Annotated in this window: 14 protein-coding genes; 6 read left to right on the top strand and 8 right to left on the bottom strand. The window is 38.8% G+C overall.

The features are described 5' to 3' along the window. Positions 1-29 precede the first annotated feature (29 nt). The 3 genes from IIC38_09975 to IIC38_09965 form a co-directional block, all read right to left on the bottom strand. Entirely contained in the window at positions 30-1,331 is a 1,302-nt protein-coding gene (locus IIC38_09975) for a SpoIIE family protein phosphatase (protein ID MCH8126278.1), read from the bottom strand. 33 nt (positions 1,332-1,364) lie between these two features. After that, complete coding sequence (locus IIC38_09970) at positions 1,365-1,703, bottom strand: STAS domain-containing protein (protein ID MCH8126277.1); 339 nt, start codon at positions 1,701-1,703, stop codon at positions 1,365-1,367. Between the two features lie 251 nt (positions 1,704-1,954). Further along, positions 1,955-3,238, bottom strand: a complete 1,284-nt coding sequence (locus tag IIC38_09965; GenBank protein MCH8126276.1) for a SpoIIE family protein phosphatase — start codon at positions 3,236-3,238, stop codon at positions 1,955-1,957. Positions 3,239-4,094: 856 nt separating this feature from the next. Between IIC38_09965 and IIC38_09960 the strand changes: the two genes are divergently transcribed. Further along, positions 4,095-4,277, top strand: a complete 183-nt coding sequence (locus IIC38_09960; GenBank protein ID MCH8126275.1) for a hypothetical protein — start codon at positions 4,095-4,097, stop codon at positions 4,275-4,277. Next, positions 4,267-4,539 carry a hypothetical protein gene (locus IIC38_09955; protein ID MCH8126274.1) on the top strand — a complete coding sequence of 91 codons (273 nt, stop codon included), beginning with the start codon at positions 4,267-4,269 and terminating at the stop codon, positions 4,537-4,539. The genes IIC38_09960 and IIC38_09955 overlap by 11 nt, the downstream gene beginning before the upstream one ends. 218 nt (positions 4,540-4,757) lie before the next feature. Here the strand turns inward: IIC38_09955 and IIC38_09950 are convergent, their stop codons facing one another. From IIC38_09950 to IIC38_09935, 4 genes are all read right to left on the bottom strand, one after another. Beyond that, complete coding sequence (locus tag IIC38_09950; GenBank protein MCH8126273.1) at positions 4,758-5,951, bottom strand: T9SS type A sorting domain-containing protein; 1,194 nt, start codon at positions 5,949-5,951, stop codon at positions 4,758-4,760. Between the two features lie 128 nt (positions 5,952-6,079). Next, positions 6,080-6,367: a Txe/YoeB family addiction module toxin gene (locus IIC38_09945; protein ID MCH8126272.1), complete on the bottom strand. Its 288-nt coding sequence runs from the start codon at positions 6,365-6,367 to the stop codon at positions 6,080-6,082. Continuing rightward, on the bottom strand, positions 6,363-6,650 hold the full coding sequence (locus IIC38_09940) for a type II toxin-antitoxin system prevent-host-death family antitoxin (GenBank protein ID MCH8126271.1): 288 nt from the start codon (positions 6,648-6,650) through the stop codon (positions 6,363-6,365). The genes IIC38_09945 and IIC38_09940 overlap by 5 nt, the downstream gene beginning before the upstream one ends. A gap of 257 nt (positions 6,651-6,907) precedes the next feature. Beyond that, positions 6,908-8,371 carry an aminoacyl-histidine dipeptidase gene (locus IIC38_09935; protein MCH8126270.1) on the bottom strand — a complete coding sequence of 488 codons (1,464 nt, stop codon included), beginning with the start codon at positions 8,369-8,371 and terminating at the stop codon, positions 6,908-6,910. Positions 8,372-8,588: 217 nt separating this feature from the next. Between IIC38_09935 and IIC38_09930 the strand changes: the two genes are divergently transcribed. Continuing rightward, positions 8,589-10,175 carry a glycosyltransferase family 2 protein gene (locus IIC38_09930; protein ID MCH8126269.1) on the top strand — a complete coding sequence of 529 codons (1,587 nt, stop codon included), beginning with the start codon at positions 8,589-8,591 and terminating at the stop codon, positions 10,173-10,175. A 9-nt stretch (positions 10,176-10,184) separates the two neighbouring features. Here the strand turns inward: IIC38_09930 and IIC38_09925 are convergent, their stop codons facing one another. Then, positions 10,185-10,442: a hypothetical protein gene (locus IIC38_09925; protein MCH8126268.1), complete on the bottom strand. Its 258-nt coding sequence runs from the start codon at positions 10,440-10,442 to the stop codon at positions 10,185-10,187. A gap of 645 nt (positions 10,443-11,087) precedes the next feature. Between IIC38_09925 and IIC38_09920 the strand changes: the two genes are divergently transcribed. The 3 genes from IIC38_09920 (at position 11,088) to IIC38_09910 (ending at position 13,966) form a co-directional block, all read left to right on the top strand. After that, positions 11,088-12,722 carry a M14 family metallopeptidase gene (locus IIC38_09920; GenBank protein ID MCH8126267.1) on the top strand — a complete coding sequence of 545 codons (1,635 nt, stop codon included), beginning with the start codon at positions 11,088-11,090 and terminating at the stop codon, positions 12,720-12,722. Positions 12,723-13,316: 594 nt separating this feature from the next. Continuing rightward, a complete protein-coding gene (locus IIC38_09915; GenBank protein ID MCH8126266.1) occupies positions 13,317-13,517 on the top strand; it encodes a hypothetical protein in 201 nt (66 codons plus the stop codon). 236 nt (positions 13,518-13,753) lie between these two features. Next, the gene (locus IIC38_09910; GenBank protein ID MCH8126265.1) at positions 13,754-13,966 is read left to right on the top strand and encodes a hypothetical protein; all 213 of its coding nucleotides are present in this window, start codon (positions 13,754-13,756) and stop codon (positions 13,964-13,966) included. Positions 13,967-14,089: the final 123 nt, after the last annotated feature.

The raw sequence follows: 14,089 nt of genomic DNA, 5'->3' as shown, positions 1-14,089 counted from the left end.
TACAGGGTATTTGGCCCGATCTTGTTTGTTCAATTAACTTTGATCGTAATGATGGCAATATCATCACTTTGCTTGGCATTCCCGATAAATTCTTGCAACCTTTTCTTTAAGTTTTCAATAATGGCTCCCGCCTTTTCTTGAGCGACTTCTTCTATAGCCTGGACTAGTCTGGTTTCTTCAAACATCTCTTTGTTTTCATTAAATGCTTCGGTAACACCATCCGTGTATACGACAATAACATCGCCAGGATTGAGAGAAATTTCCTTTTCCTCGTAAACCGCCACTTTTGATAAGCTTAGTGCCGGAGATCGAAATTGAACTAATTCACAACTCTTGGAATCACTTTTGTATAGTATGAATGGATTATGGCCTGCGTTTGAATAACGCATTATTTTTTTATTGGAGTCGAAATCCAAATACATCATCGTCACAAACATATCTTTTGGAATGGTTTGATCCAAAATCAAATTCAACTCATGCAGGACGCCATCGGTTGAGACATAACTTCGCTTAAGCGCCTGTAGAATTCCTTTAATCATTGTCATTACCAATGCCGAAGATGCTCCATGCCCCGAAACATCAGCCATAACAATTCCAATTCTATTTTCGCCCAGGTCAAAATAATCGAAATAATCTCCGCTTACCTCGTCAGCAGCAATGAAATGGCTGGCGATCTCAAGGCCATCGAGTTCAGGTTGTTTAAATGGCAACAACCCCTTTTGAATGTTGCGAGCCATTACGAGCTCTTGCTCCATCCGTTTTTTCTCGAGAGTTTCTTGCTGCAGCTGAGAATTTCGAATCAATTGCCCGGATTGAGCCGCAATGATGGAAATCAATCTCAAATCTCCCTTACTAAAAGGCTCGAATGTTTTTTTATTTGTGACCATGATAATGCCAAGTAACTTGGCTCGAAAACGAATGGGTACACATAATACCGATCGAATTTCCTGGCGTTCTTGTTCAGTAGTATTAAACCTTTCATCGGTGGACAAATCATCGATAATGAGAGGCTGCTGATGTTTTAGGACCCAACCTGTAATGTTGGTGCCGATTTTATAGGTCAATAGACGACTGCGATCCTGTTGGCGAATTAATGTCTTTAAAGGCGAGTCCTCTTGCTCGGTTAAGAGAAGAATCGATCCTTGTTCCCCCTTGGTTGCTTTAATTGATTTTTCAACAATGATATCCAGTACCTGGTTTACTTCTAATGAACTGCTGGCTGTTATTGCTAAATCATTAAGAACCGTTAATTCTTGAATGGCAGACTTTAAGCGTTCGACCTCATTTTCAAGTTGAGCTACCCTTGGATCATTTCCGGAATTATTGACCATCCTAATACTGCTTGATTAACTGAACTATATTATTTAGAAATTACGAACCGCACCTTCAAGAGTTCGATAAGTGTCAAAAACCGATTCCAGTTTAGTCATGACCAAAATACCACGAATTGTTTCATTCAGGCAAACAAGCTTAAATTCCCCATCATTGCTTTTAATGGAAGTGTAGCACCTAATTAGAACTCCTAACCCGGTGCTGTTCATACGCTTAACATTTTCCAAATCTACGATAACTTTTTTAATTCCCTCTTCAATGAGTTTTTTGGTTTCGGCGGGTAAAACCTCAGATGTGGGTGGTCCGCCAAGAAGATCGCCACTTATTTTGATAATCGCAATGTCCCCTCTCATTTCCGTTTTGAATTTCATATTTCCTCCAAATCATTAGTTTCTTTTAAATACATTAATCGATTGATTAAGTTGCTAAATTATGCATTGAATGGTAATTTGATTGCAAATCTCTAATGGGTTACAGAATAACATAACCAACCAAAATGTCAAGAGTTTCTTGTCGTTTAAGTACAAAATGAAAATTTAAAACCAATAAATATTGAGGTTTTTTTAAAAAATGGAATTCTTAATTTAACAATTAGATCTATTTGAAATTGTAAATAGAATATTTAGTCCTTTCGCTTCACTACCACTAAAGTCATATCATCCATTCGTGGCGCTCCTTCAGAAAATCCATTTACTGCCGCGAGAATTTTCTCGATCAGTTCAGTTGCCGATTTATCCCTGTTATTTTGTACTATTTGTAATACTCTATCCTCGCCAAATTCTTCTTCAAAAGAGTTCAACGCTTCGGTAATACCATCGGAATAAATGACAAGACTATCACCTGGTTTGAAAGTAACGGTTTCTTCCAGGTATTGCGATTCCGCCATAAATCCTAAGACTGTTCCACCGGTATTTAGACGAGAAACTCCTTCACTTTTCGAAACCAGAAAAGGGCTATCATGTCCTGCATTTGAAAAACTAAACAGGTGAGTTCTTAAATCCAAATTACCATAGAATAATGTGACAAATTTACCCAGATCCGTGCTTTTTACCAAAAGCTTATTGGCACGATATACACAGTCATTTGCGGAAGACGTTGTTAGAGCAAAACCTCGAATTGTAGCCTGGAGGTTAGCCATTAGCAACGCTGCAGGCATTCCTTTTCCGGTTACATCTCCAAGACAAACACCTAATTTATTGCCTTCAATTTCGATAAAATCAAAATAATCACCGCCAACGGCTTGAGCTGGAATGCTTATTCCGGCTAAATCATATCCTTCAATTTGAGGAGCGAATTTAGGCAGCAGGCCATTTTGGATTTGAGAGGCGACCTTTACTTCATCCTGCATCTTAAAATATTCTTTTTCTTCCTCGTAAAGTCTCGCATTCTCGACAACCTGCGCAGACTGTCCCGCGATGATTGCAAGTAACCGTTGATCTCCCTCAATAAAATCCTGATCTCCCTTCTTATTGTAAATTGTAAGTACCCCGATTAGCTCCGCTTTAACCTGCATTGGCACACAAAGCAACGAATGAATGGACTCATCCCATTTTACACCTTTAAACCTTTCATCTTTTGATGGATCATTCATCATAAGCGGTTTTCTATTAATATGCATCCAGCCAAGCAGATTCTGATCCAGGTGAAATTTATCCTGCATACCAGAGCTAACATTTGCTCTTATGAGAGTTTTCATCTCCTGCTTTTCTGTGAAATCAATTAGGGTAATCACCCCTTGCTGCGCATGAATGGATTTAAGAGACAGGCGAATAATTGTATCCATGATCTCCTGGGGATCCTGGAGAGCTGCAATTGCACTGGTTAATTCGTTAAGCGTTGTAAGTTCCTCGACGGCTCTCCTAAGCCGTCGGTTTTCTTCCAGGATATGTTGATCTTCGTCTGACATAATTAGAATTCGTATTGGGAAATAACTTACCTTAAGTTGGTAATATATATGGACCACATTATTATGTCAATAATTTAATTTTGACATCAAGAAAACAGATGTATGCTAACTCAAATTTTGTTGGAAATACAATACATCCAATTGACTTCATTCCGAAGCATCTCATGAATGACGTACTCTGGCTTTAGGAGATTCAGCAATAACCGTGTTAAGCCATTTTGCTAACGCTTCCACACAGTCTCTAAGGCTATAGACTGAAGACGAACATTTAAAATAAGTAATTAGGATTTAGGGTTTTGCTAATTCATTTGAAAAAAACAATTTAGGCATTCAATAACTTGGCATGTTTTTATCAATTTTGTTTGCCCATGCCTCGATTCCACCTGTTAGATTTTTAGTTATTACTCCATTTAATTAAAATTCTTCATGGTTACTTTTTGAAGCAGGAGCCCTATCTAAGAACACAAAAACAAGTCAAGTTATACCATATTTATCTGGAATCGAAAAATCACATTTAGATGGTCCATTATCACAATTCCAGTCTTTATCATCAAACAAGATTGATACATTAAAACTTGTAAAATCAATTAATATCAATCTCGAATATCCTTCTACAGGTGAAATAATTAATCAAAGGTTTGAAAAATGTTGGCCTGCCTTTAATGCTTTCCTAGAGAAAACAAGTGAACAAATAGAAATAGAAATAAAGAAAAAGCCAGAAAAAAATCTTAGAAAAAAAGAGACTGATATTTTAGAAATTAACAAAACTCTATTGAATACAAATGAAATGTAACAACAAATAATAACAACTTTCAAAAATTCAGGTATTAAAACACAGGATGTTAATGGAAGAAGATTGGATCTTGATATTTCTAACTTAGAAGGTGCTTGGCTAAATAAAGAAAGTCAAAGCCACATTTATATAAAAATAATTAATAATAAAATAATTGCACCTTATAGCTATGGTTCAAATAGTCAACTAAATGCTGTATATTACGATTGGCAAAAAGTTGGTGATAATTGGCTCCATGCGATTTAAATGGTTTAATTATAATTTAAAGGGTTATGCAATTTATAAGTTTATTGATAAAAATAAACTTAAAGGTCATTGGTGGCTCGAAAGATATGGAAAAGAAATACCAGATATTAAAAATTTAAATATTGATGAAGAAACAAAAAGTGTTTCGACAATATGGACAAGAATAAAAAAATTTAAAACTCCAGATTGGGCTTTGGATTACTTTAAAAAAATGGAGGTTGAAATTAGGTATTTTATCGTTTTTCGTATAATAAATACTTAACTAGAAATTTAAACGCGGAGGACGATTTTCAGGGTTTGAACATTTAACAACGTTTAAATCCTGTTAATATTCACCGTTAGAGGGTACCAAGAATTATCTCTAGAATAAAGAATTCGACCTAATAAGCAGCGAATACCTGGGTAAGAAAGAAACAATTCGATGTTTAATCTATTCTCCTCCGAATACACAACCCGTCAAATTCTCTTTTTAAACCCTACTTATTTCATTACTGTCAGTCGCTTTATCTGTGTTCCCTGCTTTGTTTCTAACCGGTAGAAATAGGTCCCGTTCGAAAGATGGGTGGCATCAAAATACACGCGATGAACATTTGCCGAACGAAATCCTTCATCTAAAATCTTAACCTGGCGGCCCAATATATCGTACAGCGAAAGCTTTATATTTTGCGAAGTTCCCAATTCATATTGGATAATGGTTGATCGTTGCGAGTTTTGTGTTAAACGGAGAGGATTGGGATAATTTTGTCGAAGCGTATAACTCTCTACCCCGGAATATTCTCCAAAAGCTACCGTGGTTACCAGGCCTAAATAATCTAGTACTCCGTGTAATAACGCAAATGCGGTTTGATGATAATCTCCCGCAGCAGTACAATTCATGTCTTCGTAAGTTAAGGCCATGACCTGTTCACCAAAATAGTTCCAAAACCAACTTTCCGGGTAGTAGGGCGGTGTGCCGTTTTTCCAGCTTATAAAATAATACCAGGGTTGGATGCCTTCTTCAAAATAAGACCGCACGCCGCCAATGAAATTCTGTTCCAGTAATGTAAAAGTTGACGATGTACCAGCAGCATCATGATACACAAAAAAACGCTGACATGCGACTGCCGAGTGCATATTTAATGCAGCCTCTATGGGAGATCCCGAGAACATCAATTCCGTAAACCGTTCCCGCAAAACAGCCACTTCCGCTTCAACAGGATTTTTATCCCAGTTGCTTTCAATGTCGATTCCATTTGCATTTTCCCGCGGGAATTCCAGCTCGACGCCATCCGGATTGTACATTGGAATGATGTAAAAAATACAATTTGCACGGACAAACCGGGCGAAATCATCTTCGGAAAGAAGCAGGGTTATTACTTCATTTGTAACCCACCATCCCTGGACTTCACCAGGGTGGGTGCGGGCATGAATAAAGACTATCTGCCGTGAATCATTCGGTTGATTATCAGATGTGATGGTTAACTGCCATATCGGCCGGTTCTGCACACTTGCACCCAGGGAATCTATCCTCACAAAAGGACTTTGAGCCCAGCGATCGAGATCAACCAGGAGACTGTCGTAACCATAGCCCCAATGATCTCCTAACATTGCCAGTTGTTGTTTGGCCAGTATTGGGTTACAGTAACCGCATTTATCAACAAATGAAATTGAAGACCCCTTCTTATTTTGAGACAATAGTTCCGAATGAAGAGTGAATATAAAAAGTATTAGGAGGATTTGTTTTAGGGTAGGTTTGTAAATTAATTTTAGCATATCAACTGGTCGTTCATTCAAATACTGATTCAGAAAATTCCTCTTAAATCTTAATAATGATATCTTGTTTGCAGGAAATCAATTCTATCTTCACTAACAAAACAAACGAGTCTATGCTCTTGTGTTAGTCTTCTCGACCATGTTCCTGAAACCATGTATTTTAATGGTTCGGGTTTGCCAATACCCTTGAACGGATCCCTCATGATCGCTTCAATTAAAGTAAATACTCGCAAAACGATTTTGCGATCCGCTTTAACCCAATATAATAAATCTTCTCTAAATTCTGAATGAAAAACAGCATCTCGTGCTTGCTTTGATCCTTTGACATCCTGCTTAATCTTTCTTGTCAAGGCCGATTTCTTTCATGAGCTCATTTATAGATTTTGGCGATTCGGTTCGATCAAGCGCCCGATTCAACGCAGTTAAAAGCCGCTGTGCATTCCTTGGTGAACGTAAAAGATGAGCGGTTTCCATTAGGCTTGATAGTTCGGATGCTGCTATAAGAGCTACATCTTCGGCGTTGCGGCGATTGATTAAGACAATCTCTTTATTTTCAGATACCTTGTTACAAAGCTCTGATAGATTTGCCCGAGCCTTGGAATATGTTGTATTTATAGCCATGTCTGCCTCGTAATTATTGTACGTGGTTATTGTACAATAAATCGTCATAAGTTGCAAAAGATTTATTTATATTCGAATTGGTTTTTAATTGATAATTTGTGGTCTTTGTGCAAGACAAGCGGATTCCCCAAGTATAAATAAAAAAATTTATTTGGAGGTTACAAATTGATTAACGACCGGAATTTTTCCATGCCTTAAAGTAAGGTTGGTTTTTGCCAGAGCCCTCTTTTTTCCGGAGAGATCAAAAAATCAGGCTACTATTTTTGACTTACCAAATTTTCCAACATCGATTTTAGTAAATCCCAAAAACGCTCCACGGAAGAAATGTGAACCCGCTCATCGGGAGAGTGCGGATGTTCTATTTGCGGGCCAATAGAAATCATATCCATTCCGGGAAATTTCTCACCGATGATGCCGCATTCCAATCCTGCATGGATGGCTTCCACAACAGGTTCTTTACCGGCTAGATTTTTATAGCAGGTTTTAGCCACTTGTAATACATAGGAATCCAGGTTAGGCGTCCAGCCAGGGTAGCCAGGTTCACGCTCGACTTCCGCTCCAGCCAAATCCGCAAAAGCTTCCAGCCGGTCACCGGTGGCTTTTAAAGCCGGGGTTACCGAACTGCGCGCGCTCATCAGAATATTGATTGTACCTTCTTGCAAACGAATGGTAGCAAGATTGACCGAGGTTTCTACCAAACCGGGAATATCCGCCGACATTTTTTGCACACCATGCGGTAAAGCATATAAAAAATTCAGCACAGTTTTTTGAGTTTGTTCATCCAACACTTTTTCATGAGGCTCTTCAATATCTTTGATTGTAATGCCACCAGCGCTTTCCACTGATTTGTATTCCAGGTTGATCTGTTTAAAGGATTCTTCTAAATTTTCCCGCAAATTCGAGTTGTCGTCTTTCGAAACCCATAGGTCTGCTAATGCCTCCCGGGGAATCGCATTGTGAGCATTTCCACCATGAAAGTTTGCAAGACGAAAATCAACTTTCCGGCTGGTTTCCCATAAAATTCTGGCAAGTAATTTTATAGTATTGGCGCGATTTTTATTAATATCAATACCCGAATGTCCACCTTTGAAACCACTTAACAGCACTCGTATAAACCGGCCTGGCTTGGGTGTGACCTGGCTCAAAGTAAGCCTGATTCTTGTATCTGCGCCACCGGCACATCCTATGGAAAAGTTTCCTTCTTCTTCGGAATCAAGATTGATCAGGGTTTTACCCTTGAGAAAATCTGTTCGAAGTTCCGCCGCCCCGGTGAGACCTGTTTCTTCATCTATTGTAAATAATAATTCTAACGGACCATGGACCAATTTGGGATCATCCATTGCAGCCAACAATGCAGCTACCCCGATACCGTTATCGGATCCCAGTGTAGTTCCCTGGGCATATAACCAATCGCCCTCTTGTCTTAATTGGATGGCATCATTGTCAAAATCAAATTCTACATCGCTGTTTTTCTCACATACCATATCCAGATGACTTTGCAAAATGACAATATTCGCAGATTCGCATCCCGGGGAAGCCGGAACTCGAATAACGATCGTACCTATTTCATCACGATCGTATTCGTAGCCATACGCTTTAGCAATGGAAACAACATAATCTCCAATTGCTTTTTCTTTTTTCGAAGGGCGGGGTATTTTTCTGATCTCGTCAAAATGTTTCCATAAGTATAATGGGTTAAATTCCAGTATATTAACCGACATCAATCCTCCGGAACAATTGTTTAATAAAAAGTTTGAGGTAAAAAATTTAACTCATTAATTTCACAAAAACAAGTCTCTCGGCCTTATGATAAGTAAAGATAAAAAACAATTTAAATTTTGTTTGCTAGTCAGATTACCTAGCCATATATTTGCTCCGTTAAAAAAATATCTTTACTTTACCGAATAGTGTTTACTTCAAAAAATGACGGAGTTTTGCATGACAAAAGTTGAAGCTGCTGTTCTATTCCCGATCCCTGATCCATTACTCTATTCAAAAAAAAAGCTCTTAGAAAGTTTTAAAAGTATCCTTCTCCAAAGCGATCTACCGGACGAAATTATTTTGATCAATTGTTGCTCCGATAAGTTGATTGCAAACGAACTGGAACAAATGGCGAAAACCTCAGGAATTCCATGCCAGATTCACACAAATAAGGATTTCAATCAAAACCTGGCTTCGGCCATATCTCAAATCAAAACCCGGTATTTCCTATACATTAAAAATGAAACAGCGCCTGTTTTTTTGCGGAAAAGTTCACTGGCACAATTTAAATGGTCAGCTGAACGACAGCCCAATGCGGGGTTGTTTTATGGGGATTACGATGTCATTTCTCCAAACGGCGACCAGAAAGAACAGCATTTACTCCCTTTTCACGAGGGAAGAGTCCGGGACAACATGGATTTTGGCCGGGTTTTCTTCATTTCGAAAGAAGTATTCGAAAACACCGATGGACTTTCACAAAAATATAAACACGGATTCCTGTATGATTTACGACTGAAAATATCTTCGCAAGCTGAGTTGGTTTTAATCAGTAATCGAACCAATGGCTCTCTTTATACTGTCGAAGAAATGGCAAAAGAGCACAACGTTTTCGATTACTTATTGAGTGGAAAAGAAATTCAGCTTGAGATGGAGCAGATCGTCACCGACCATCTCAAAAGAATTCATTCTTACCTGCCACCGGGTGAGTTCTATAAAATAGTGGAATATACTTCTGCTGAAGAATTGGAATTTCAAAACTGTATCGCCAGTGTGATTATCCCGGTTAACAACCGGCCCGAATTTATTGGAACAGCGATCGAAAGCGTGCAGCAGCAAAGCGTGCGGAATGTTGAAACCATCATTGTCGTAAATGGCGGAGAGCAAGACCCGACCATCGAAGTTGTGAAATCCTACCAGTCGGGTGGTGAGAATTTTAATCCGGATTTACAACCGGTTAGACTGATTGTTCATGACATAAATAACATCGGCTTATGTTTGAACAGCGGACTGAATGCGGCAAAAGGAAAATATTATGTGCAGCTGGATTCTGATGATCGCCTGAAACCTGATGCGATCGAGAAGTTGATAGAAATCTTCGACTCTGATCCGCACATTGGCATGGTCATCGGTTCATACGAAGTCTGGCAAAAAGAGGATGACGGCCGATTTTTCAGACGCGAGGATATCCCGGTTGTTACACATGACGAGTGGACAGAAGAAAACGGCCGAAATAACTTACTGCGGATAAATGGCGCCGGAGCGCCCAGGGCTGCTCATATTAAGGTCCTAAAAGAAATGGGCTGGTTTAGTGTGAATGACATTCCATATTCCCGCAACTATGGCGAGGATTATGAAATGGTTTTGAAGATCAGCGAGAATTATCGAATCGGGCGGGTTTGGACACCCATTTACGAAGTGATTCGCCACAGTGGTGGTACAGATCATTCAATCGACCAGGATACCGTTGATCGGAATGACAATGCTAAAGATTGGATGAGGCTTGAGGCGATTCGGAGGAGGAGAAGAATAAATCGAGAGGATTAGAACAGCAAATTAATTTTCGACTACCTCCAGCTTAAGCTTATAGCCTAGTTGGTTGAGAAAACGTTCGCAGTCTTCCCAGTTTAAACCAAAAGCCCGAACATCGGCAAAACCTAACTTAGCCAAAATATCACGTATATTGTTGAAATTCTCTTTTTCGAAATCATTTTCCTGAATCATATTTTCAGCCCAATCCACTAGCTCATTAAGTTTAATCTTATGATGTAAGTAATCTGACAATTTTTGAGCAACTTCTTTGCTAGTAACGATATGCATTTTTTTCCTTCTAATATCTCCAATAGATTAAAGAAAACGAAATAAAATAGATCCCGTTGTGCGACGGGATGACACTTTTGAAACTTCAAGCTTAATTCTATAATTCATGAATAGATCAGGTTTAACTAATAAATTTCAAGTAGTATAAAAATGGTTCATCCTAATAATGCGTAGCATATCGTTGTTTTAATTCTTAAAATATTTTATCTCGATTTCAATCCCGTAGGGATACTATATTTGTAACAATTCTATTCCTTTGGTCCCGTTAAAGTCCTGTAAGGACGAGATATAAGATGCCAAGTGTTTATTATTCCGTCCCTACGGGACTATGCTATTTTTCTTGTAGAATGGCTGCTATAAATATTTTGTCCCTACTGGGACTGTTAACTGAAGTTCTGCTAATCCTTTAAATTATTTGGTATTCTTCAATTTTAACCACCAGGCCGAAAAACGATTTTAGAAATAAGTATACATTTATCTTTAACAAACCTATTTTAATAAAATACACCGTTTTCGCTTTCTTCTAAAAACTCTGTTTTTTTACCAAAGTTTTAAATTTTGTTTGGCAGCATTAAGCTTGCGCTATGAATAGATCATCGAAATTAATACACATTGAAATTCTAATAACGAGGGTACATTATGCGAGTTATGAAAAACTTTATTTTGATGTTAACAATCTCAAACCTATTTTCCAATGTTTATGCTTTCCAATGGAGTGAGGAATTCATAACCATCCCGGAAAAGACAAATTATACTCAAACATCTACTCATAAAGATGTGATGAAATTTGTGAATGCTGCAAAAACAAAAAGCCCCCTGGTGCATGTGGAAACAATCGCTACGAGTTTGGAAGGACGAGCCGTGCCAATGCTGGTTTTAGCAAATCCTAAAATAACTTCACCGGCAGAAGCCGATGCATCCGGCAAACCGGTTATCTATCTCCAGGGTAATATCCATGGCGGTGAGGTTGAAGGCAAAGAAGCGCTGATGATTCTCATGCGGGAAATCCTGTTTGGCGACAAGAAAGATTTGTTATCCAATCAAATTTTATTGATAACACCCATTTATAATTCGGATGGTAATGATAAAATGGCTGAGGGCAACCGCCGCTCACAAGCGGGCAGTCCAAAGTTGGCAGGCAGCCGGGCTAACGGCCAGGGTTTTGATCTAAACCGCGATGGCATGAAGCTCGAGGCTCTCGAGACCCAGGGGCTCATGAAAAACGTCATCCTAAAATGGGATCCGGAACTCTTCGTCGATCTGCACACCACAAACGGCAGCTGGCATGGTTATTCATTAACCTATGCGCCAAGTTATCATAGCGCCGGTTTTCCATCCACTTCGGACTATACAATGAATACAATGCTGCCGGAAATCACAAAGCAAATCAAAAACAAGTTCAACCTGGATATGTACTTGTATGGTGGTTTTCGCATAAGACAAGGTTGGCCGCCAAAAACCTGGCGAACCTACAATCATCATCCCCGCTACCTGGTTAACCAGTTCGGATTACGAAATAAAATGGCGATCCTTTCCGAAACTTTTGCCCACGATCCATTTTATAAAAGAATCCATTCGGTCTATGCTTTTGCTTTGGGGATTATCGAATACACAAACGAATATGGTCACGACATGATGAAAATTAATAAGGAGGCGGAAAAAGCGACCATTCAAGCAGTATTAAACGATGCCGGAAAAACCAGGAAAGGGGTTCGATTTAAAATGGTTGCAATGGACCAAACATTTACGCTGCGAGCCTATAAATATGAGCCCTTTACAAACAGCAATGGTGAAATCAACTATCTGCGTAAAGGTGAAATTGTCGATGTGCCAGGCGTACAAAATTTCAGTAAATTTGAAGCCGAAAAGGAAAGCACGCTGCCAAGAGGATATTTATTTTCTTCATCGAATGAGCCTATTGCAGAAATATTACGCCGACATGGCGTAAAAGTTGAAAGATTGCAAAAGGCTGTAAGAGCTGTTGGTGAAGAATTTACAGTCGAACAATTCGACCAAAATTCCAGAAAATTCGAGGGTCATAATATGGCCACAATTTCGGGCACATATTCAGATAAAACCAGGGAATTTCCCCCGGGTTCGTATAAAGTAGACTTGGCCCAACCCCTGGCCAATCTTATTTTTTACTTGCTGGAACCGGAATCCGATGATGGTCTGGTGGCCTGGAATTATTTTGATGAATACTTATTAAGTAAGAATGTTAAAACGGCGAAAGTCGTCTATCCTGTGTTTAAATATTTTGAGATTGAGGAATAATGGGTTTAGGACACATTGTTTTAGTAAGAAGTTTGAGGATGAATCTTCTCTTTAGCATAGGTTTCTTGCTACTATCTTTTATTTATAATTCATGCAAAAATAAACAGACACTTCTGCAAAGGACTAAGCACTTTTTTAAATAATCTTACCTAACATTAGGTTGTTTATTCCTAGATTTTGTTTTACTTTCTTGCATTACTTAGAGGCTTGACATCAATTTTTGAGGAAGGTATTGGAACATGAAATTACAACGCACCATCAAAGCCGTTATCCGACCAGGTGAACAGTCGGGATATGTAGCCGAATGTATGGAAATTTCTGTCGTCACTCAAGGGGCTACTCTTTGATGAAGTCACGCACAATCTTCAGGAGGCTGTTCAACTTCATCTGGAAGGAGAGGATGTTGCAGAGCTTGGCCTGGTCTCCAATCCGACCATCCTCGTGACGCTAGAATTGGAACCGATGTATGCCTAAGTCTGACTTCCAACAAATTTTATGCTACTCGACTTCAGAAAAATTGGCAATGCTAGGATTATTTTGCATCACTTTATTTAATTCTGTAACTTAGTTTGACTAGTATGAGGAAAAACAAGTATGAGCCATACACAACTATCTAATGTGCAGTTAGAACTTTTGAAGTTATATTCAACAGACTTAAGTGAAAAGGATTTAACCGCGCTTAAAAACTTATTGGCAAAATTCTACGCAGAACGCGCTATTCAGACAGCCGATCAAATTTGGGAACAGAAGAAGCTTAGTAACAAAGATATGGCAGCTTGGCTGAATGAAGGATAGACTAAAGATTGTTCTTGATACGAATGTACTTTTGGTTTCAATTTCTTCTCGATCTAAACATCACTGGATTTTCCAAAGACTTTTGAAAGAGGTTTATGATCTGTATATAAGCAACGAGATGCTCTTAGAATATGAAGAAATGACATTTCTCACTTCGTTTTCAACATCTCTCACATAGGATGATTTTCGTGCTGAAATAAAAATGCAATATCACCCCGATGGGGTTAGCATGTTTTTTGAACCCAATTGGCTATAAACATGACATCCCGATATTTGTGCCATATGGCACAAATATCGGGATGAGACACAGCTCATCTGCAGGTATGACAAGAGACATAGGTATCAGGAAAATCCGGATGGATGATAACTTTCATAAATTACAAATGGCTCATATTAAGATAGTGCCCGTGACAACCGGGTTAACTCCGACAGGAGTGAAATATTTATAGCCATCAAGCCTCCTCACAGTGCCGAACCCCTTCGGGGTGAAATGATTGGTTTCACGCGATTTCAGACCAAAAATCAGATTAAACGGATTTCTGTAATCGAATAAATGGGCACAGGGAATTGGC

It is taken from the genome of candidate division KSB1 bacterium (genome assembly GCA_022566355.1).
Taxonomy (GTDB): Bacteria; Zhuqueibacterota; JdFR-76; order JdFR-76; family DREG01; genus JADFJB01.
The sequence above is the reverse complement of the archived record's forward strand: the minus strand, read 5'-3'. Positions and strand labels throughout refer to the sequence as shown.

Excerpts from the sequence above, each read along its gene's own strand:
- IIC38_09975 (MCH8126278.1), bottom strand. The coding sequence starts at position 1,331 with ATGGTCAATAATTCCGGAAATGATCCAAGGGTAGCTCAACTTGAAAAT.
- IIC38_09940 (MCH8126271.1), bottom strand. The coding sequence starts at position 6,650 with ATGGCTATAAATACAACATATTCCAAGGCTCGGGCAAATCTATCAGAG.
- IIC38_09955 (MCH8126274.1), top strand. The coding sequence starts at position 4,267 with ATGCGATTTAAATGGTTTAATTATAATTTAAAGGGTTATGCAATTTAT.
- IIC38_09920 (MCH8126267.1), top strand. The coding sequence starts at position 11,088 with ATGCGAGTTATGAAAAACTTTATTTTGATGTTAACAATCTCAAACCTA.
- IIC38_09965 (MCH8126276.1), bottom strand. The coding sequence starts at position 3,238 with ATGTCAGACGAAGATCAACATATCCTGGAAGAAAACCGACGGCTTAGG.
- IIC38_09970 (MCH8126277.1), bottom strand. The coding sequence starts at position 1,703 with ATGAAATTCAAAACGGAAATGAGAGGGGACATTGCGATTATCAAAATA.
- IIC38_09930 (MCH8126269.1), top strand. The coding sequence starts at position 8,589 with ATGACAAAAGTTGAAGCTGCTGTTCTATTCCCGATCCCTGATCCATTA.
- IIC38_09935 (MCH8126270.1), bottom strand. The coding sequence starts at position 8,371 with ATGTCGGTTAATATACTGGAATTTAACCCATTATACTTATGGAAACAT.
- IIC38_09915 (MCH8126266.1), top strand. The coding sequence starts at position 13,317 with ATGAGCCATACACAACTATCTAATGTGCAGTTAGAACTTTTGAAGTTA.